The organism is Methylobacterium sp. DB0501 (assembly GCF_011043735.1).
GTDB lineage: Bacteria > Pseudomonadota > Alphaproteobacteria > Rhizobiales > Beijerinckiaceae > Methylobacterium > Methylobacterium alsaeris.
In genome coordinates, this window is the sequence record NZ_JAAKGV010000004.1 from 71,783 (window position 1) to 91,708 (window position 19,926).

18 protein-coding genes are annotated in these 19,926 nt (G+C 71.6%); 15 read left to right on the forward strand and 3 right to left on the reverse strand.

The window, feature by feature from the left end; genetic code table 11:
* Positions 1–811 precede the first annotated feature (811 nt).
* Together G4G93_RS07575 and G4G93_RS07580 are read right to left on the reverse strand one after the other, a co-directional pair.
* Positions 812–1,273: a RidA family protein gene (locus tag G4G93_RS07575; RefSeq protein WP_165082773.1), complete on the reverse strand. Its 462-nt coding sequence runs from the start codon at positions 1,271–1,273 to the stop codon at positions 812–814.
* An 11-nt stretch (positions 1,274–1,284) separates the two neighbouring features.
* Complete coding sequence (locus tag G4G93_RS07580) at positions 1,285–2,421, reverse strand: amidohydrolase/deacetylase family metallohydrolase (protein ID WP_165082775.1); 1,137 nt, start codon at positions 2,419–2,421, stop codon at positions 1,285–1,287.
* A 176-nt stretch (positions 2,422–2,597) separates the two neighbouring features.
* Between G4G93_RS07580 and G4G93_RS07585 the strand changes: the two genes are divergently transcribed.
* From G4G93_RS07585 to G4G93_RS07610, 6 genes are all read left to right on the forward strand, one after another.
* Positions 2,598–4,169, forward strand: a complete 1,572-nt coding sequence (locus tag G4G93_RS07585) for an ABC transporter substrate-binding protein (RefSeq protein WP_165082777.1) — start codon at positions 2,598–2,600, stop codon at positions 4,167–4,169.
* Between the two features lie 136 nt (positions 4,170–4,305).
* On the forward strand, positions 4,306–5,247 hold the full coding sequence (locus tag G4G93_RS07590) for an ABC transporter permease (RefSeq protein WP_165082779.1): 942 nt from the start codon (positions 4,306–4,308) through the stop codon (positions 5,245–5,247).
* A complete protein-coding gene (locus G4G93_RS07595) occupies positions 5,244–6,137 on the forward strand; it encodes an ABC transporter permease (RefSeq protein WP_165082781.1) in 894 nt (297 codons plus the stop codon). The genes G4G93_RS07590 and G4G93_RS07595 overlap by 4 nt, the downstream gene beginning before the upstream one ends.
* 16 nt (positions 6,138–6,153) lie before the next feature.
* On the forward strand, positions 6,154–7,155 hold the full coding sequence (locus G4G93_RS07600) for an ABC transporter ATP-binding protein (protein ID WP_165082784.1): 1,002 nt from the start codon (positions 6,154–6,156) through the stop codon (positions 7,153–7,155).
* A complete protein-coding gene (locus G4G93_RS07605) occupies positions 7,152–8,126 on the forward strand; it encodes an ABC transporter ATP-binding protein (RefSeq protein ID WP_395411382.1) in 975 nt (324 codons plus the stop codon). Before G4G93_RS07600 ends, G4G93_RS07605 begins: the two co-directional genes overlap by 4 nt.
* Complete coding sequence (locus tag G4G93_RS07610) at positions 8,126–9,046, forward strand: MurR/RpiR family transcriptional regulator (RefSeq protein ID WP_165082789.1); 921 nt, start codon at positions 8,126–8,128, stop codon at positions 9,044–9,046. Before G4G93_RS07605 ends, G4G93_RS07610 begins: the two co-directional genes overlap by 1 nt.
* A 119-nt stretch (positions 9,047–9,165) precedes the next feature.
* Here the strand turns inward: G4G93_RS07610 and G4G93_RS07615 are convergent, their stop codons facing one another.
* A complete protein-coding gene (locus tag G4G93_RS07615) occupies positions 9,166–10,413 on the reverse strand; it encodes an Hsp70 family protein (RefSeq protein WP_165082791.1) in 1,248 nt (415 codons plus the stop codon).
* Between the two features lie 168 nt (positions 10,414–10,581).
* Here G4G93_RS07615 and G4G93_RS07620 point away from each other — a divergent pair, with 168 nt between their 5' ends.
* The 9 genes from G4G93_RS07620 to G4G93_RS07660 all read left to right on the forward strand — a co-directional run bounded on the left by G4G93_RS07620 (position 10,582) and on the right by G4G93_RS07660 (position 19,713).
* Positions 10,582–10,785 (forward strand): CsbD family protein, encoded by a 204-nt coding sequence (locus G4G93_RS07620; protein ID WP_048430992.1) that lies wholly within the window; start codon positions 10,582–10,584, stop codon positions 10,783–10,785.
* Between the two features lie 114 nt (positions 10,786–10,899).
* On the forward strand, positions 10,900–11,271 hold the full coding sequence (locus G4G93_RS07625) for a CsbD family protein (RefSeq protein WP_165082793.1): 372 nt from the start codon (positions 10,900–10,902) through the stop codon (positions 11,269–11,271).
* Between the two features lie 566 nt (positions 11,272–11,837).
* Positions 11,838–12,662, forward strand: coding sequence for a NepR family anti-sigma factor (locus G4G93_RS07630; protein WP_165082795.1), 825 nt, complete (start codon positions 11,838–11,840; stop codon positions 12,660–12,662).
* Positions 12,663–13,462: 800 nt separating this feature from the next.
* The gene (locus G4G93_RS07635) at positions 13,463–14,233 is read left to right on the forward strand and encodes a Crp/Fnr family transcriptional regulator (protein WP_395413692.1); all 771 of its coding nucleotides are present in this window, start codon (positions 13,463–13,465) and stop codon (positions 14,231–14,233) included.
* A gap of 338 nt (positions 14,234–14,571) precedes the next feature.
* Positions 14,572–15,129 (forward strand): 2,4'-dihydroxyacetophenone dioxygenase family protein, encoded by a 558-nt coding sequence (locus G4G93_RS07640; protein ID WP_165082799.1) that lies wholly within the window; start codon positions 14,572–14,574, stop codon positions 15,127–15,129.
* A gap of 190 nt (positions 15,130–15,319) precedes the next feature.
* Positions 15,320–15,586: a hypothetical protein gene (locus G4G93_RS07645; RefSeq protein ID WP_165082801.1), complete on the forward strand. Its 267-nt coding sequence runs from the start codon at positions 15,320–15,322 to the stop codon at positions 15,584–15,586.
* Positions 15,583–16,329 (forward strand): SDR family NAD(P)-dependent oxidoreductase, encoded by a 747-nt coding sequence (locus G4G93_RS07650; RefSeq protein WP_165082803.1) that lies wholly within the window; start codon positions 15,583–15,585, stop codon positions 16,327–16,329. The genes G4G93_RS07645 and G4G93_RS07650 overlap by 4 nt, the downstream gene beginning before the upstream one ends.
* Before the next feature lie 25 nt (positions 16,330–16,354).
* Positions 16,355–17,149, forward strand: coding sequence for an IclR family transcriptional regulator (locus tag G4G93_RS07655; protein ID WP_165082805.1), 795 nt, complete (start codon positions 16,355–16,357; stop codon positions 17,147–17,149).
* A 131-nt stretch (positions 17,150–17,280) separates the two neighbouring features.
* Positions 17,281–19,713: a PAS domain S-box protein gene (locus G4G93_RS07660; RefSeq protein WP_206289611.1), complete on the forward strand. Its 2,433-nt coding sequence runs from the start codon at positions 17,281–17,283 to the stop codon at positions 19,711–19,713.
* Positions 19,714–19,926 lie beyond the last annotated feature (213 nt).

Genomic DNA, 19,926 nt, shown 5'->3' on the forward strand with positions numbered 1-19,926 from the left:
ACGCCGGAACGCCAGGCAGACGTCCGCGACCGCGGCCTCCCCCGTGTAGCGCGTCGCCGGCGCCGGTCCCTCGATGCGGGCATGGTGGCGGCAGGCCGCGCACCGGCCGGCGGGGTCCTCGCGGCGGAATCCCCGCACGTCGTCGGGGACGGCATGCGGCCGCGTCCGGGAGAGCGAGGTCAGGCTGAGAGGTAGGCGTTGGCGGGCATGGCGGCCTCCGGAGGGTCACCACCTATCCTTCGCGCGGGGGCGCCGGAGTTCGACACAGAGGCGACGAGGGGCTCGCGAACGTCCCCGGGCGCCGCCGCGGCGCTCCCGCCCTTGAGGTGCCCCGGCCGGACAAGGCGGCTGCCGGGGATCCTGACGCTGGCGGTCGACGGCATGGGTGGCCGGTGTCTTATGCTGGGTGCCTCAGCCCGTGGGCGTAGGGGGTCCCGACAAGCCTCACGACGTTCGCTAGGGGCCTCGGCCCTCGCCTGCGCCCGGACCTGCCGGCAGCGAAGATCGCCCTCGAATCGACGTCCCGCTAGCCCACCGCCCCAAACGCCACCCAACGCCGTCCGAGCGCCCTGTGGCGCGGTTCCGGCCGTCCGAATGCCGTCCGAGTTGGGCTTGGCCGCCGGTCCGGCGGCGGCTCCGCGTAGGGGGAAAAGGGTCCGGCGGAGCCTGCAATCAGCCGCTTAGAAGGCGGCTGCTCTATCCAGCTGAGCTACGGGGCCTGGCCGGTCAGGGTGGTAGCAGGCCCCTCGCCGGTCGTCCACAGGGGTCCGGCGAGGGGCGCCTCTCCTCCGGGGGCGCCCGTCGCGAAGGGTCAGGGCGCGATCTGGAGGATCGCCTCGACCTCGACCGTCATGGCGTTGGGCAGCGAGCCCATGCCGACCGCCGAGCGGGCGTGGCGGCCGGCCTCGCCCAGCACATTCACCAGGAGGTCCGAGCAGCCGTTGATGACCTTCGGGTGATCGGCGAAGTCGGGCTCGGCATTGACCATGCCCAAGAGCTTCACCACCGCCTCGATCCGCGACAGGTCGCCGAGGGCCGCCTTGGCGACCGCCAGGAGCTGCAGGCCGGCGAGCTGCGCGTCGGCGTAGCCCTCCTCGATCGTGGCGTCGCGGCCGAGGCGGCCGGGGCGGTAGGTGCCGTCGGGGCGCTTCGGGCCCTGGCCCGAGAGGTAGAGCAGGTCGCCGACGATGCGGAACGGCACGTAATTGGCGACCGGCACCGGCACCTGGGGCAGGGTCAGGCCGAGCTCGGCGAGCTTCTGTTCGGGGGTCATCAGTCGGTCCTTCAGTGGGCGTGGAAGACGGCGCCGTCGATGATCGTCGCGGCGGCCGACAGGCGTTGCTCGCCGGACAGATGCACCCCGGTCGAATCGACGTAGTCGAAGCGGCCCGTCTCGAGGGACAGGACCGAGGCATCGCCCGCCGCCCCGACCCGGAACGTGCCGAGATCGGCGCGGGTGAGCGCCCGAGCCGGGTTGTCGGTGGCCGCGCGGATCACCTCGTCGAGCGGCATGCCGAGGCAGAGGAACTTCGACATCGTGGTCAGGAGGTCGAAGGCCGGCCCCTCGATGCACAGCGCGTGCACGTCGGACGAGATGCAGTCCGGCAGGAAGCCGTTCTCCAGCATCGTGCGGCCGACCGAGAAGGCGAAGGAGCCCATGCCGTGGCCGATATCGAACACCACGCCGCGGGCGCGGGCCTCCAGCACCTCGGGGCGCACCCGGCCGTCGGCGGTCACCGGGGTGTTCGGGAAGGGCCGGAAGGCATGGGTCAGGATATCGCCCGGGCGCAGCCGCTCCAGGACGTCGGCCAGCGTCGGCGGCGGCTCGTCGATATGGACCATCAGCATCATGCCGGCCGCGTCCGCGACCTGCCGGGCGATGTCGAGGGGCACGATGCCCGACGTGCCGCCGGCATTGCGGCCGACCCGGACCTTGAGGCCGCCGAGCACGTCGCGGTTCGCGAGCGCCACCTCGAGGGCGGCGGGCGCCGAAAGGAGCCGCTGGTCGCCGCTCTCGCCGACATTCACCCGCTTGGAGAAGGCGTAGATGCCCGCGAACGACACGCTCATCAGCGGGATGATACGCACCGGCGACGGCTCGACGACGTGGCGGCGAAAGCCCGGGAAGTTGCCCGGGCCGGCGCTGCCGGTATCGACGAAGGTCGTCACCGCGCTCGACCGGGCGAGCGCCGGCGCGTCGACCCCGAGCGACGTGCCGCCCCAGTAGACGTGGGTGTGCAGGTCGATGAGACCCGGGGTGACGAGGCGGCCGGTGCAGTCGTGCACCGTCCGGGCGGAGGAGCGGAGGCCCTCGCCGACGGCCGCCACCTTGCCGTCCGCGAAGGCGACGTCGGCGACGCGGTCGATGGACTGGGACGGGTCGACGACGCGGCCGCCCGCGAGCACGAGATCGAAGGTCATGGAATCTGCTGGCTGTCGGGATCTGCTGGCTGTCGGATTTGCGAAAGAAATTTACACAAGCACTGCGAAGGGCGCAACTCCGAACCAGCCTATGTCGCGATGACGGCGATCCGACCGCTTGACGCCCACCTGCGACGTGAAATAATTTTACAGAAAGTGCATCGCAGGAGACGTTTATGGCCCCCACCGACCGCCCGCGCGCCGGCCTGACCCGCCGCGCCCTCGCCACCGGCCTCGCGCTCGGGCCGCTGGTGCCGGTGCGGGCCCTCGCACAGGGCGGCGGCGCCGGAGGGGGCGCCATGGGCAGCGTCAACCTGGCGATGGTGGGCGAGCCGCAATCCCTCGACCCGATGACCTCGACGGCCGACCTCGTCGCCACGATCATGCAGCACGTGTTCGAGACGCTCTACACGTTCGACGCGAACTGGACCGTCCAGCCGATGCTGGCCGCGTCCCTGCCGACGATCAGCCCGGACGGGAAGACCTACACGATCGCCCTGCGCGAGGGCGTGCCGCTCCACAACGGCCGGGCGCTCGACGCGGAGGACGTGGTCGCCTCGCTCAAGCGCTGGATGGAGATGACGCCCCGCGGCCGGGGCATCGCCGCCGGGCTGGCAAGCCTCTCGGCGAAGGGCCCGCACACCGTCGAGATCGTCCTCAAGGCGGTCAACCCGGCGCTGCTGGCCCATCTCGCCCTGCCCTCTGGCCTCGCCGCCATCATGGCCCGGGAGGCGATCGCCAACCCGCTCGTCGAGTTGGTCGGCACCGGCCCCTACCGGTTCAAGGAGCGCCGGCCCGACCAGTTCGTGGTGCTGACCCGGCACGACTCTTACGCCGCCCGCAGCGAGGCCCCGAGCGGCTATGCCGGGCGCCGCACCGCCGCGATCCCGGAGCTGCGCTTCATCCCGGTGCCGAACGCCAACACCCGGGTCGAGGGCGTCGTCGCCGGCCAGTACCACTTCGCCGACCAGCTGCCGGTGGAGAGCAACGGGCGCATCGCCAAGAGCCCGGGCGTGAAGCCGGTGCTGACGATGCCGTTCGGCTTCCCCTACCTCGTGCTGAACACCAGGCAGGGCCCCTGCGCCAACCTCAAGGTGCGCCAGGCGCTCCAGATGGCCTTGAGCGACACCGAGCTGCTGATGGCGGCCTTCGGCGAGGAGAAATTCTTCGAGGCGACCGGCAGCCACTTCCCGAAGGGCTCGCCCTTCTATTCCACCGCCGGCACCCAGGCCTACGACAAGGGCGACGACAAGGGCGCCAAGGCGCTGCTGGCGGAAGCCCGCTACGACGGCACGCCGATCCGCATCCTCAACTCGAAGCAGTACGATTTCCACAACCGCATCGCGCTCGTCATGGCCGAGGAGCTGCGCGCCGCGGGCTTCAAGGTGACCCTCGACGTGGTCGACTGGGCGACCCTGGTCGCCCGCCGCGCCGATCCGGCCCTGTGGGACGTCTACATCACGCACTCGGCCTTCCTGCCGGAACCGATGCTGACGCCGCCGCAGCTCGGCGACGGCGCCCCGGGCTGGTGGGACACGCCGGCGAAGAAGGCCGCGCTCACCGCCTTCAACGCCGAGACCGATCCCGCGAAGCGCGGCGCGCTGTGGGGGCCGGTGCAGGAGGTCATCTATAAAGAGGTCCCGTATATCCGGGTCGGCAACTTCGCGGCCCTGTCCGGCCTCTCGGGCAAGCTCAAGGGCTTCGCGCCGATGCCGTGGCCGGCCTTCTGGAACGTCGAGGGGGCGTAAGGCGGCGGTGAGAGCCGTTTATCGGCTCAAGCGGCCCTGACACCCGCCGCGTCGTTCCGGAGCCGCGCAGCGGAGCCCGGAACGACGATGGAGGATGTCACCTCCGTCGGTCGAATCGAACAAAGGCGGCAGCCCGATGTGGATCTCTCTCGCCCGCCGGCTCGGCGGCCTCCTGGTGGTGCTGTTCCTGGTCGCCACCCTGGTGTTCTTCCTCACCCGGCTCGCCCCCGGCGACCCGGCCGCCATCATGCTGGGCGACCAGGCCTCGCCGGAGGACGTCGCGCGCCTGCGGACGACCTTCGGCCTCGACCGGCCGGTCCTCGTCCAGTTCGGCTTATGGCTGAAGGAGATCGCCACCGGCAATTTCGGCCGCTCGATCTTCCTGCAGCAGCCGGTGACCACGGTGTTGTGGGACCGGGCCGAGCCGACCTTCTTCCTCGCCCTGTTCTCGGTCACGATCGCGACCCTCGTCGGCGTGCCGGCGGGCATCGTCTCGGCGGTCTGGCGCGGGCGCGCGGTCGATCAGGTGGTGAGCGGGCTGGCGCTGCTGGCCGCCAACGTGCCGAGCTTCTGGCTCGGCCTGATCCTGATCCAGCTCTTCGCGGTGCGCCTCGGCTGGTTCCCGGTGGCGGGCTACGGCGCGCCCGGCGCGAGCCTCGGCGAACGCCTGGAACACCTCGTCCTGCCGTCCCTCGTCCTCGGCATCGTCAACTCGGCGCTGATCACCCGCTTCACCCGCGCCTCGATGCTCGACGTGCTGTCGAACGACTACGTGCGCACCGCCCGCTCCAAGGGCCTGCCGGAGAGCCGAGTGGTCCTGCGCCACGGCTTCGGGACGGCGCTGGTGCCGATCGTGACGGTGCTCGGCCTGACGGTCGCGCTCCTGATCGGCGGCGCCATCGTCACCGAGACGGTGTTCGGCCTGCCCGGCATCGGCAACCTCGTGGTCTCGGCGGTGCTGCGGCGCGACTATCCGGTCATCCAGGGGGCGCTCGTCCTGGTGGCGGGCCTCTACGTCCTCATCAACCTCGCGGTCGACGTCATCTACCGCCTCGTCGATCCCCGGGTGACCGCATGACCAGCCCCGTGACCGGCACCGTGGCCCCACCCGGGACGGCGTCCCGGTCCGCCCCCGCCCTCCTGTTCCTGCGCCGCCTGTTTCGGCGCAAGCTCGTGCTGCTGGCCGCCCTGGTGCTGCTCGCGATCGTGATCGTGGCGCTCGCCGCCCCGTGGGTCTCGCCCTTCGATCCGGGGGCGATGCGGGTGGTGCGCCGCCTGCGCCCGCCCTCGGCGGAGCATTGGCTCGGGACGGACGAGCTCGGCCGCGACGTGCTCTCGCGGATCATCTACGGCGCCCGGGCCTCGCTCGGGATCGGGTTCTCGGTGGTGCTCGCCTCCTGCCTCACCGGCACCCTGTTCGGGATCCTGGCCGGCTACGACCGCCGGCTCGACGGCCCGATCATGCGGGTGGTCGACGCCCTGATGGCGCTCCCCGACATCCTGCTCGCGATCTTCCTCGTCGCGGTGCTGGGGGCGTCGGCCGGCAACGTCGTGCTGGCGCTCGCCATCGTCTACACGCCGCGGGTGGTGCGGGTGGTGCGCGCCTCGACCCTGGTCGTGCGCGAGCTGCCCTTCGTCGAGGCGGCCCGGGCGCTGGGCGTCGGCACGCCGCGGATCCTGACGGTGCACATCCTGCTGAACGTCGCCTCGCCGATCCTCATCCAGGCGACCTTCATCTTCGCCTACGCGGTCCTGGCCGAGGCCGGCCTGTCGTTCCTCGGCGCCGGCGTGCCGCCGGAGATCCCGACCTGGGGCACCATGATCGCGTCCGGCCAGCAATATGCCGACCGGGCCTTCTGGACCGTCCTCTATCCGGGCCTCGCCATCGTGCTCTCGGCCCTCTCGCTCCAGATCCTCGGCGACGGCCTGCGCGACATGCTCGACCCGAAGCTGCGGAAGGCTTTGTGATGCGAAAGCCCTCAAGATGACCGAGCCGCTCCTCTCGATCGAGGGCCTCGAGGTCCGCTTCAGTACCGAGGACGGCGAGGTCGCCCCCGTGACCGGGGTCGACGTGGCGATCGCTCAGGCCGAGACCGTGGCGCTCGTCGGCGAATCCGGCTCCGGCAAGTCGGTGACGAGCCTCGCCGTGATGGGGCTGCTGCCCCGCCCGGCCGGCCGGGTCGCGAAGGGCCGCATCCTCTATCGGGGCAAGGCCGGCGAGACGATCGACCTCGCCGCGGCACCGCCCGACCGGGTGCGGCGCTTACGCGGCGCCGAGATCGCCATGATCTTCCAGGAGCCGATGACGAGCCTCAACCCGGTGCTCACCGCCGGGGAGCAGATCGCCGAATCGGTGCGGCTCCACCTGAAGCTCGACCGGCGCGCGGCCCTGCGCCGGGCGCAGGAGATGCTGGAGCTGGTCGAGATCCCGGCCGCCGCCAAGCGCCTGCACGATTACCCGCACCAGATGTCGGGCGGGATGCGCCAGCGGGTGATGATCGCGCTGGCCATGGCGTGCAACCCGCGCCTCCTCATCGCCGACGAGCCGACGACCGCCCTCGACGTGACGATCCAGGCCCAGATCCTGGCGCTGATCGACCGGCTGCGGCGCGAGACCGGGATGGGGGTCCTGTTCATCACACACAATCTCGGCGTGGTGGCGGAGATCGCCGACCGGGTGGCGGTGATGTATGCCGGCCGCATCGTCGAGACCGGGCCGGTGGGCGACCTCTTCCGCCATCCGCGCCATCCCTACACGGCCGGCCTGCTCGCGTCGCTGCCGGCGCGGGCCGCCCGCGGCCCGGACGGGCGCCGCCACGTCCGCTCGATTCCCGGCAGCCTCGGGCGGGCGGCGGCGATCCGCGACGCCTGCGCCTTCTCGCCCCGCTGCGAGCGGGTGCGCGAGGAATGCCGCACCGCCCCGCCGCCGCTCGAGGCGATCGCCGCCGACCGCGCCGCCCGCTGCCTGTTCTGGAGGGAGATGTGAGCATCCCCAACGCGCCGATCCTGGCCGTCGAAGGCCTGACCAAGCGCTTCGGGCGCCCGCCGGCCCAGGTGCGGGCGGTGGAGGAGGTGAGCTTCACGGTGTCCCCCGGCGAGGTCGTCGGGCTCGTCGGCGAATCGGGCTCCGGCAAGTCGACCATCGGGCGGCTGGCGCTGCGCCTCGTCGACCCGACCGCCGGCACGATCCGGTTCGACGGCGCGGACGTCTCGACGCTGCCGGAGCGCCGCCTGAAGCCCCTGCGCCGCCGGGCGCAGATGATCTTCCAGGATCCCTATGCCAGCCTCAACCCGCGCCTGCGGGTCTCCGGCATCCTCGGCGAGGCGCTGGATGCGCACGGCCTCGCCCGGGGCCGGCGCCGCGAGCGCATGGCCGAACTCCTCGACCTCGTCGGCCTGCCGCCGGAGCATCTCGACCGCTTCCCGCACGAATTCTCCGGCGGCCAGCGCCAGCGCATCGGCATCGCCCGGGCGCTCGCCGTCGAGCCGACGCTGATCGTCGCCGACGAGCCGGTCTCGGCCCTCGACGTCTCGGTCCAGGCCCAGGTGCTCAACCTGCTCCAGGACCTGCGGGCGCGGCTCAACCTCGCGATGCTGTTCATCTCGCACGACCTCGACGTGGTCGAACTACTCTGCGACCGGGTGGTGGTGCTTTATCTCGGCCGCGTCATGGAGATCGGGCCGACCGCCGAGGTGACGGCGCGCCCGCGTCACCCCTACACGCGGGCGCTGCTCGCCGCCTCGCCGAAGGCCGATCCGGACGCAGCCCGCATCGCGCGACTGCTCAAGGGCGACATCCCGAGCCCGATCGCGCCGCCGTCGGGCTGCGTCTTCCGCACCCGCTGCCCGCTCGCCGTCGAGGCCTGCGCGCACGGAGTCCCGCCGCTGCGCGAGGCCGGGGACGGGCACCGCTTCGCCTGCCTCCGCGACGCCTCCGAGATGCGGGAGGCGGCGTGATGGCGGAGGCGGCGCCGGACACCCGCGGGGCGGAGCCCGCGTCCTCCTCCGACCTGCTGCGCAGCCTTCGCGACACCCTCGACGGGCTGCCCGAGACCCAGGCCCGGATCGCCCGGATGATCGTGGCCGACCCCGAATGGGCGGTCCAGACCGGGGTCGAGCTGCTCGCCGAGCGGGCCGGGGTGAGCGCGCCGACCATCGTGCGCTTCGCCCGCGCCGTCGGCTGCGAGGGCGTGCGCGACATGAAGCTGAAGCTCGCCGGCTCGCTGGCGCTCGGCACGCCCTACGTCCACCGCAGCGTCCGGCCGACCGACGCCCCCGGGGAGGTGGTGCGCAACGTCGTCGGCAGCGTGACCTCGATGCTGGCCGAGTGGCAATCGGGCCTCGACCCCGACCGGATCGAGGCGGCGGTGGCGGCGATCCGCGCGGCCGGGCGCGTCGACACCGCCGGCACCGGCGCGACCTCGCACTTCCTCGCCCACGACCTGCACGCCCGCCTATTCCGGCTCGGCATCCCGTCGAACTCCTTCGCCGACGCCCATCTCCAGCTGACCGCGGCCTCGTGCCTGGGGGCGGGCGACGTGCTGGTGGCGATCTCCTATGTCGGGCGCATGCCGGCGCTCCTGCGCACCGTCGCGGTGGCGCGCCGGGCCGGCGCCACGGTGGTGGCGATCACCCGCACCGGCACGCCCCTGCACCGGGCCGCCGACATCCTGCTGGCGGTGGACGTGCCGGGCGACGCGACGATGCGGGTCGGCACCGACGCGATCATCGCGCAGATCATCGTGATCGAGATCCTGAGCGTGCGCCTCGGCCTCACCCTCGGCGACGGCGCCGCCCGCCGCCTCGCCGCCGTGCACGACCTCCTGCAGAACGAGCAGCTGGACAGCGACGACGCGCCGAGTCTGGGCGGAGCATAGCGGGGCCGCCCGTCGACGGCCTCCTCGGAGGAGAGACCGACGACAGGCTCTCGGCCGGCCGGGAATGGGCGAGGCTCACGAGGAGCCGCCGCCCCCGGCCCCCTGTTCCGCGATCCCGCTCACCCGTAGCGCCGCGCCGCCTCGACCGTCAGCCCGAGGCCGACCGAGCCGAAGGTGTCGCCCTCGACCACCCGGGCCTCCGGCGCCGTCGCCAGGATGGCGGCGCGGACCGGGGCGAGGCGGGTCGAGCCGCCGGTGAGGAACAGGGCGTCGATCCCGTCCGGCGCCACCCCGGCCTCGCGCAGGCAGCGCGTGATGCAGGCGCCGATGCGCCGGGCGAGGTCGGCGGAGTGGCGGGCGAGGTCGGGGCGGCCGATCTCGGCCGTGAGGCCGGGCTCGACCCAGCCGAGGGGCAGGCCGATCCGGTCGACCTCCGACAGGGCGATCTTGGCGTCCTCGACCTCCATCGCCAGGGTGTGGCCGCGCTCGGCCTCGATCACCGCGGCGAGGCGGTCGATCAGTTCGGGGCGCGCCACCTCGCGGCGCAGGGAGCGTAGCTCGCGCAGGGTCTTGCCGTCGTAGAGCCGGTTGATCTGCGACCAGGTGGCGAGGTCGTGGTAATAGGCCGAGGGCACATCGAGGCCCGGACGGCGCATCGGGCTGCCGAGCCCGAGCAGCGGCATCACCTCGCCGACGCTGAGGGTGCGGTCGAAATCGGTGCCGCCGATCCGGACGCCGTCATTGGCCAGGATGTCGCCGGCCCGCTCCACCGCCCGGTGGCGCTCGGGGCTCAGGCGCACCACCGAGAAGTCCGAGGTGCCGCCGCCGATATCGGCGATCAGCGCCACCTCCTCGCGGGCGAGCCCGCGCTCGTAGTCGAGCGCCGCGGCGATCGGCTCGTACTGGAACGACACCTCGGCGAAGCCGACCTCCCGGGCGATGGCGGCGAGCGCGTCCTCGGCCCGGCGGTCGCCTTCCGGATCGCCGTCGACGAAGTGGACCGGGCGGCCGTGCACCACCCGGGTCAGGGGCTCGCCCGCCTCCTCCTCCGCCCGGGCCTTCACGGCGGCGAGGTAGCGGGCGATCACCGCCCGGAACGACAGCCGACGGCGACCGACCGGGGTCGTCTCCTCCAGGAGCGACGAGCCGAGCACCGATTTCAGGCTGCGCATCAGCCGGCCGGGCGTGCCCTCGACATAGGCCGCCATGGCGGCCCGGCCGATCGCCTCGTCGCCGACGGGCGGGAAGAAGATCGCGCTCGGGATCGTGACCGCCTCGCCCTCCAGCCGCGCCAGCGCGAGCCCGTCGGCCCCGGTCAATCCGAGGGTGGTGTTCGATGTGCCGAAATCGAGGCCGCAGGCCGCCATGCCGAATCTCTGCCGGAGCTGAAGGGAGGGCGCGCGACCTAGCGGGTTCCTCCCCTGCGGTCCAGCCCGGAAACCGGGCAGGGTCTCTGTCGCAGCGGAACAATGCGCCGTTTCGGCGGTTCGTCAGACCTGAGCAGGCGATGAACTGCACGAGACGAGGAGCTTCCCATGAGCAGCACCACCGACAAGATCAAGGGCCTCGCCAACGAGGCGGTCGGCAACATCAAGCAGGGCATCGGCAGCGCCACCGGCAACGACAAGCTGCAGGCCGAGGGCAAGGCCCAGGAGCTGAAGGGCGAGGCCCAGAAGACCACCGGCGACGTGAAGGACGGCATCAAGAACGCCGCCGACACGGTGAAGAGCAAGCTCTGATCCGCGCGCGGGCCGGCCGCGCCGGCCCGCTCCAGCGAACGATCGGGCCGGTCCCCCTGCACCTCATGCGGGAGGCCGGCTTTTTCTTTTGCCGAACGGAGACGGAAGACCACGATGAACAGGGACCAGATCGAGGGCGGCCTGCGCCACATCAAGGGCCGCGGGCAGACCGCGTTCGGCGCCGTGACGGGGCGCGTCCGGCCGCAGGCGGAGGGCGCGCTGAACCAGGTCGTCGGCGGGGCTCAGTACGCCTATGGCCGCGGCCGCCGCGTCGCCGAGGAGCTGACGCATGACGGCGCCGCCCTCGCCCACCAGATCGAGACGCGCGGCCGCCACGCCTATGCCCGCGGCCGCGAGGTCTACGACGAGGCGCATCACCGCGGCCGCGCCGCCCTGCGCCGCGCCGAATCGCATCCGACCGAGACGGTGCTGGCCGTCGCCGGCCTCGCCTTCCTGGCCGGCTGGCTGCTGAAGGGCCGCCGCTGACGCGGTGCCGGAGCGTGCCGCACCCGGGCCGCGGCGGCCATGCCGCGACCCGGGTGGCCGTTCATCCCGCGAGAGGGCGAGCAGGGCTTGGGCGAACGGGCCGTGGGCGAACGGGGCTTGGGCGCCGGACTTGAGCGAAAGATCACCCGGCCGCCGCTCATTCGCGATAGTCACGGCGATCGAGCCCTGGGACGAGCGTGACGGCCGACATGGTGATCGATGCCTGCCAGAGGAGCGGTCGCGACCGTTTCGACCTGCACTTGGCTCGGGCGTGCCATGCAGCCCCGCGACGCGGACTCTCCCGCACTCATTGGTGCATGAGTCGTCGCGTGCCATGCTCATCTGCCGCGTATGACCAGGAGTGCATGACCGTCGTCGAGGCATGCGACCGCCCGCCCGGGGAAAGGGCCGTGCGATCCCGCGCGGGAGACCCTCGGCGAGGCACAACCCTGCACGACACCGCATAAGCCTATCATTGCTCTTCCGCTGGAGGAGCGGGTTCGCCCTCGCCTCCGGGTGGCTTATGGTCTAGCTTGGCGCGATCCCCGCGCCAGCCGAACGACCTGATGACCCAGAGCACGCCCCCCGGTCCACCGGACGCCGCCACGGCCGAGACTGCTTCCGTCCAGATCGCCTCCCACGGGGCCGCGTCGCCGGGCGCGAGCGGCCGGCCCGCCCTGCCGCTGACCGCCCCCGCCCTGCCCCTGTCGGTGCAGGAGCATCTCGGCGAGCGACTGCGCGCCCACTACGCGGCGGTCGCCGAGGAGCCGGCTCCCACCGCCTTCGCCGACCTGCTCGCGCGACTCGAGCAGGCGCTCGCCATCATGGGCGCGCCGAAGAAGGACCGGTTCCGCGAGGACCTGCTCGCAGCGGCGCCGGCGTTGCGCCGCTTCGCCCTGACCCTGACCGCCAACCCGGTCCGCGCCGACGACCTGGTGCAGGACACGATGCTGAAGGCCTGGCAGAACCGCGACCGGTTCGAGGCCGGCACCAATCTCAGCGCCTGGCTGTTCACGATCATGCGCAACGCCTTCTACTCGGAGCACCGCAAGCGTGCGCGGGAGGTCGAGGACGGCGAGGGCGTGTACTCGGCCCGCCTGACCTCCGCCCCCAACCAGGGCGACCGGCTCGACGTGCAGGATCTCCAGGCGGCGCTCAACAAGCTGGTGGCCGAGCAGCGCGAGGCCCTGATGCTCGTCGCGGTCGGCGACCTCTCCTACGAGGACGCCGCCGCGCTGATGCAGTGCAAGGTCGGCACGGTGAAGAGCCGGGTCTGCCGCGCCCGCGACAAGCTCGCCGAGCTTCTGGGTTACAGCGGCGGGGAACTCGGGGCCGACCGGCTCACCCGCTCGGTGATGGGACATTCCGGAGCTCTCGCACTCGACAGCTGAGGTTGCGCCGGGCGCCGTCGGCGGAGAACGCCCGCGTCGCCCCCCGCGTGAGCCCTGCCGGAGCCGACCCGGGACGGGCCGGCATATCGATCCACACGGATGCGCCAGCGCGCGAATTGGACGCAGGCAATCCTTTGCGCTTCGTCTGAATTGCACGAGATCGATTGGCGCGCTCGATCTATCTGGCAGCGCACCGCCCGCGCGCCACTTACTTTAAGTCAATTAATTTCTCGCGTAAGTGTCAAGCACCTTGACGATGGCGGGTCGGATTGGGAATGTCGATCGCATACCTCCGTAGAGGTCGACTGCCCTACGGTAGGCTGTCGACGATCGGATCCCGTTCCTATGCTCCCGATCTGTTGCGACCTGCCTCACAATTGCGCAATCCACTTCCTGATAAGAGATCGTCACGATGTTCCTACCGCCGGCTCGAGGAAAAGCACAGGCAGAGTAGACATTGTTGATGACCCCTGCACCAGTAGAATGATACAGAGTTGTATGAGTTCGAATGATGACATAGTAGGGGGCAGTATATAATGCCGAGTGAGATCATGCACTCGGCCATGCGGGATAGGCCTGAATCTGCCTCACAATGTCAGAAACAGGACAGACACCGCGGTGCGTAACCGTTAGATCAAATTAGGCCTCGCTCCGGTTGCGAGGGTGCACGGCGCGAAAAGTGCCATCCCATGTCCCACGCGGCGCTCGGCAGCCGTCGGGGCGGCCGCCACCCTCCGGCCGGATCTGCCGCGACGAGTCCCCGCTTTCCGGAGACGACGACCTTGAATGCGCCGGACGAGTTGCGGTCCCCAGAAACCGGCCTTTTCGAGGGCAACCTCCTGCTCGAGGCCCTCGATATGAACGACCGCGCCCTGCTGGCGCCCTACCTGGAGCGCGGGCACCGGGTCCGCGGCACCGTGCTGTTCCGTGCCGGGGAGGACGTGTCGCACGTCACCTTCCCGCTGAACCAGACCACCGTGACCCTGGTCTCGCGCATGCGCGACGGGCGCATGGTCGAGACCGCGACGGTGGGGCACGAGGGCGCCGTGGGGGGCGTCGTCAGCCACGGCTACCTGCCGGCCTTCAGCGAGGCGGTGGTGCAGGTCACCGGCGCCGTGCTGCGCCTCGACGCCGAGCGGCTGACCCGGGCACGGGCCGCCTCGCCAGCCTTGCGCGACCTGTTCGTCCGCTACTCGGACTGCCTGCTCGCCCAGGTGCTGCAATCGGTGGCCTGCAACGCCGTCCACCCGATCGAGGAGCGCTGCCTGCGCTGGCTGCTGACTTTCCAGGACCGGCTCGGCACGCCGGTCCTGCCGGTGACGCAGGAGATGCTGGCCGAGATGCTCGGCGTGCGCCGCACCTACCTCACCGGCGTGCTCGGCGCGCTGCAGCGCCGCGGCCTGATCGCGGTGCGCCGCGGCCAGATCACCATCCTCGACCGGACCAAGGCCGAGCACTCGGCCTGCGAGTGCTACGGCAAGGTCCGGAACCATTTCCGCAACGTGCTCGGGGCGGTCTACGCCGAGAACGGCGCCATCGTGGCCGTCGACCCGACGCAACGGCACGAGTGATACCATCGCCGGAAGATCCCTTCCGCAAAAGCGTATCGTCAGACCGCGACGGCGGAGCTCGGCTCCGCACGCTCGAGCGACGCTGATGTCCACACCGCGCGAGCCGGTGGGTCGCAACTCGCCGAGCCATCAACCTGGAAAACGCACGGGGCCGAAACGCGTGGGGAACTCAGCCCGGCGATGCGGCGACGACATGCCCGATGCCGGCGAGCCCTGCAACGGAGCGGGTCCCGCTGCAACGCTGACATGCGGCAGCCACGGTTTGACTCTGCGCCGTCCTTCGAAGACCATCCACATGACGGACAATAAGTCCATGATATGGACATCGGGAGGATACCATGACGAGCGCCCCGTCGGCGGACGACCCGGTCGCCGGCCTCGACGCCACGACCTTGCGGCGCATGCCCTACCAGCGGCCGCAACCGGCGGAGATCCGGCCCGACCTGGTGGTGGCGCCGGCGATCCCCGAGGACGACCGGATCTGGGTGCCCCAAGCCGACAGCGTGTGGTTCCGGCCGCTCTGCCTGAACGTCTCGGCCGGCTACTGGATGAATCTCCTCAAGGTCCGCAAGGCCGGCATTCTCAGCCGCCACCGCCATCCCGGCCCGGTCCACGCCTTCGTGCTCAAGGGCAGCTGGCGCTACCTCGAGCACGACTGGGTCGCGAGCGAAGGCGCCTACGCCTTCGAGCCGCCGGGCGAGACCCACACCCTCGTGGTCGACGAGGGCGTCGAGGAGATGATCACCTATTTCCAGGTCAACGGCTGCATGTACTACGTCGACCCGTGGGGCCGGCATACCGGCTACGAGGACGTGTTCACCAAGATCGACCTGTGCCGGGCGCATTACGAGGCGGTCGGGCTGGGGGCGGATTACGTCGATCAGTTCATCCGGTGAGAAAATCGACGATCCGGGTCCATAGCGATCAGCTCGACGACGCTTTCACCCTCCGTGTCATTCCGTGCCGTGCGGGGGAGCCCGGAACGACGCTGGAGCGCTGCGGAGCCGCCGGTTCGACCTCGCCAATCCCTGCCTTGATGACAATCGGGAGGACCGGAGCGCGATGGCGTCCGGCACACCACCACTCATGAACGCATCACTCTCCAGATCATCGCTCGCCAAATCATCGCGCCCGCGCCGGATCCAGCGGGTTGCCGTCGCCTTCCCGACGGCGGGGATCATCGACGACCTCGACCGTTCGGCACTCTCGCCCGCCGGGATGGGCCGGCTGCTCTCAGCCGTCCTGCCGGCCTCCGCCGTCTCGCAACTGACGGTCGGCGCGCTCCTCGACCGGCCGGTGGGCAAGCCGCTGGACGGCGGCGAGACCCTGATCCCGACGGAGCGCACGGCATGACCTGCGAGACCTTCGCCGGTACCTTCGCGCCTCGCCTGCTCGCCGGCCGCACCGCCCTGGTCACGGGGGGCACCTCCGGCATCGGTGCCGGCATCGCGGAGGGCCTGGCCCGGCTCGGCGCCCGGGTGATCGCCGCCGGGATCGGGGCCGCGTCCTGCGCGATCCCCGACGGCCTCGCGCTCACCGCCCACGAGCTCGACGTCACCGACGGGGATGCCGTCTCCGCGCTCGTCGGCGCCTGCGACCGGCTCGACATCGTGGTCAACTGCGCCGGCATCATCCGGCGCGGCGACGAGCACCGGCCGGAGGTGTTCGAGGAGGTGCTGGCGGTCAACCTCACCGGCACGATGCGGGTCTGCGCCGCCGCCCGCCCGAAGCTGGCGGAGACCGGCGGCACCATCGTCAACACCGCCTCGATGCTGTCGTTCTTCGGCGGCGGCCTGGTGCCGGCCTACAGCGCCAGCAAGGGCGGCGTGGCGCAGCTGACGAAATCCCTCGCCATCGCGTACGCTCCCGACGGGATCCGGGTGAACGCGGTGGCGCCGGGCTGGATCGCCACGCCGCTCACGCAAGCCCTGCAGGACGACCCCGCCCGGGCCGGCCCGATCCTGGCGCGCACGCCGCTGGGCCGCTGGGGCCTTCCTTCGGACGTGGCGGCGGCGGTGGCCTTCCTGGTGAGCCCGGCCGCCGCCTTCATGACCGGGGTGGTGCTGCCGGTCGACGGCGGCTACCTCGTCGCCTGACCCCGCGAAGAGGATCGGCCGCCGCATGGGCCCAGACGATGCCGACCCGACGGGGCTGCGCCCCGAGATCCCCGGCACCGCCGCCTTCGGCAAGTTCATGCGGGTGCTGCAGGCGGTGGCCGACGCGCCCGAGGCGGCGACGGTCGCCGGGCTGGCGAAACGCACGGCCCTGCCGCGGCCGACCGTGCACCGGATCGCGGCGGCGCTCGCGGCGGAAGGCCTCGTGACCGACGAGGACGGGGTGCTGCGCCTCGGCCCGCGCCTCGTCAGCCTGGCCTTCCGTGCCTTCGACGGCTCGCTCCTGCGCCAGGCGGCACGGGAGCCCCTGGCGCGGCTGCGCGACGACCTCGACGAGACGGTCCACCTCGCGGTGCCGGATCACGGCGAGATGGTCTATATCGACAAGCTCGAGAGCCACCGCACCGTGCGGATGGCCTCGCGCATCGGCACCCGGGTGGCCCTGCATACCAGCGCCGTCGGCAAGGCCTGGCTCGCGACCCTGCCCGAGCCGGAGCTCGACGCCCTCCTCGCCCGGCTGACCCTGCCGGTGCGAACGCCCCACAGCCTCACCGACCCCGAAGCCCTGCGCCGCGCGGTCGTCGAGACGCGGGAACGCGGCCATTCCCTCGACCTGCAGGAGAACGAGCTCGACATCTGCTGCTACGGCATGGCGCTCCGCGGGGCGCGCGGCCGGGTGCTCGGCTGCATCAGCGTCAGCCTGCCGCGCTACCGGTTCGAGACGCTGTCCCCCGAGACGGTCCTGCGGGCGATGACGGCCTGCGCCGGGGGCGTGGCGCGGGTCGTCGCGGGTGCCGGCTGACCGCATGGCGCGCCGCGCGCGGATCGCCGCAGCACGAACAGGATCGTGCACGAACCTGTCACGCTGTGGTAGGGCGCGGCCGGGGCGGCGGGAGCCTGCCGCCGGACGATCGCGAGTGAGGGCGACGGACAGTGACTGATCGCCGCGAAACCGACCGGATCGACGCCGAGATCGGCCGCCTCTCCCCGAGCCACGATCCCTTCGCCGCCGCCGTGCGCGCGACGCGGATGCCGATGCTGATCACCGACCCGAGCCAGTCCGACAACCCGATCATCTTCGCCAACGCCGCCTTCACCAAGCTGACCGGCTATACCCGCGCCGAGATCATGGGCCGGAATTGCCGCTTCCTGCAGGGGCCGGAGACCGACCGCGCCGACGTGGCGAAGATCCGCGACGCGATCGAGCGGCGCGTGGCGATCGAGATCGAGCTTCTCAACCACAAGAAGAACGGCGAACGGTTCTGGAACCGCCTGCTGATCTCGCCGGTCTTCGACGAGGACGGTGCGCTCACCTATTTCTTCGCCTCGCAGTTCGACGTCACGCTGGAGCGCGAGCACCTGCACAACCTCGGCGAGGCCTTGCGCCGGCGCGAGCAGATGCTCGACGCCCTGGTGCGCTCGTCCTCCGAGGTGCGCTACCGGATCAGCGCCGACTGGAGCCGGCTGTACCAGCTCTCCGGCGGCAACTTCCTGGCCGACACGACCTCGGCGTCCTCCGACTGGATCGAGACCTACATCCCGGCCGAGGACCGGCCGGCCCTGCGGGCCGAGATCGAGCGCGCGATCCGTACCAAGACCTCCTACAGCCTGGAGCACCGGGTCCATCTCGCCGACGGCTCGGTCGGCTGGGCCTCGTCCCGCGCCGTGCCGGTGCTCGACGGGGAGGGCCGCATCACCGAATGGTACGGCGCCGCCACAGACATCACCGAGCGCAAGCGGGCCGAGGCTGCCTCGCACGATCTCACCGTCTCGCTGGGCCGGCAGGTCGCCGACCGCACGGCGGAGCTGCGCCTCTACGGCGACATCATCCAGTCGAGCGCCGACCCGATCTGCGCCTTCGACACCGCCTACCGGCTCATCGCCTTCAACCAGGCCCACAGCGACGAGTTCTACCGGATCTTCGGCCATCGCGTGCAGATCGGCGAGGTGTTCCCCGATCTCTTCCCGCCGGACCAGGCACCGGTGATGCGCGGCTTCATGGCCCGGGCGCTCACCGGCGAAACCTACACGGTGACCGAGGAGTTCGGCGATCCCGACCTGGCGAAGCCCGCCTGGGAGGTCTCGTACTCGCCGCTGCGCGACGGCAGCGGCCGGGTGATCGGCGCCTTCCACTTCGCCAAGGACATCTCCGACCGGCTGCGGGCGGAGACGGAACTCGCGGCGACCCAGGAGGCCCTGCGCCAGTCGCAGAAGATGGAGGCGGTGGGCCAGCTCACCGGCGGCCTCGCCCACGACTTCAACAACCTGCTCGCCGGCATCTCGGGCTCGCTCGACCTGATGCAGACCCGGATGAGCCAAGGCCGCTTCAAGGACGTCGAGCGCTACATGGCGGCGGCGCAAGGGGCGGCCAAGCGCGCCGCGGCGCTGACCCACCGCCTGCTCGCCTTCTCGCGGCGCCAGACCCTCGACCCGCGGCCGACCGACGTCGACCGGCTGGTGCGGGACATGCAGGAGCTCGTCCAGCGCACCGTCGGCCCCGGCATCGCCATCGAGGTGATCGGCGGTCCCGGCGCCTGGCCGGCCCTGGTCGACCCCTCGCAGCTCGAGAACGCGCTGCTCAACCTCTGCCTCAACGCCCGCGACGCGATGCCCGACGGCGGCCGCATCACGGTCGAGACCGCGAACCGGACGATCGACGCGGGGGCCGCCCGCCGCCACGACATGCCGGTGGGCGAGTACCTGCGCCTGCGCGTCACCGATACCGGCACCGGCATGCCGCCCGAGGTGATCGCCCGGGTGTTCGAGCCGTTCTTCACCACGAAGCCGATCGGCGCGGGCACGGGCCTCGGCCTGTCGATGATCTACGGCTTCGCGCAGCAATCCGGAGGGCAGGTGCGCATCGCCTCGCGCGTCGGCGAAGGCACCGCGGTCAGCCTCTACCTGCCGCGCCACGTCGGCGCGGTGCCGGAGGAGCGCGAGGGCGGCACCGTCCTCGACCTGCCGCGCTCGGACGAGGGCGCGACCGTGCTGGTGGTCGACGACGAGCCGACCGTGCGGATGCTCGTCACCGACATCCTGGACGATCTCGGCTACACGGCGATCGAGGCCGGCGACAGCGCGGCGGGCCTGCGCGTGCTGCGCTCCGACGTGCAGATCGACCTCCTGGTGACCGATGTCGGCCTGCCCGGCGGCATGAACGGCCGCCAGATGGCGGAAGCCGCGCGGGAGACCCGGTCGGACCTCAAGGTGCTGCTGATCACCGGCTACGCCGAGACCGCGATCCTCGGCAACGGAACCTTGAGCCCCGGCATGGCGGTCCTGACCAAGCCCTTCTCCATCGAGACCATGGCCGCCCGGATCCGCTCGATCATCGAGGCGGGACGGGAACGGGCGCGGCGGGGTTAGACCCCGTCGCGACGACGAAGGTCGAGCCGTGGCATCCGGTCGTGGCCGTACCCTCGCCGGACCGCGCGACCCGGCAACGGTGGCGCCGCCCGATCAGGGCAGCAGCGGGTTGAGCACCGGTGCCAGCGCCGGGCCGAGAACGAAAGCGGCGACGGCCATGCGGCGGAACTGGTTCGACGTGACCATGCGAGCCTCCCGGGCGACTGCATTCAG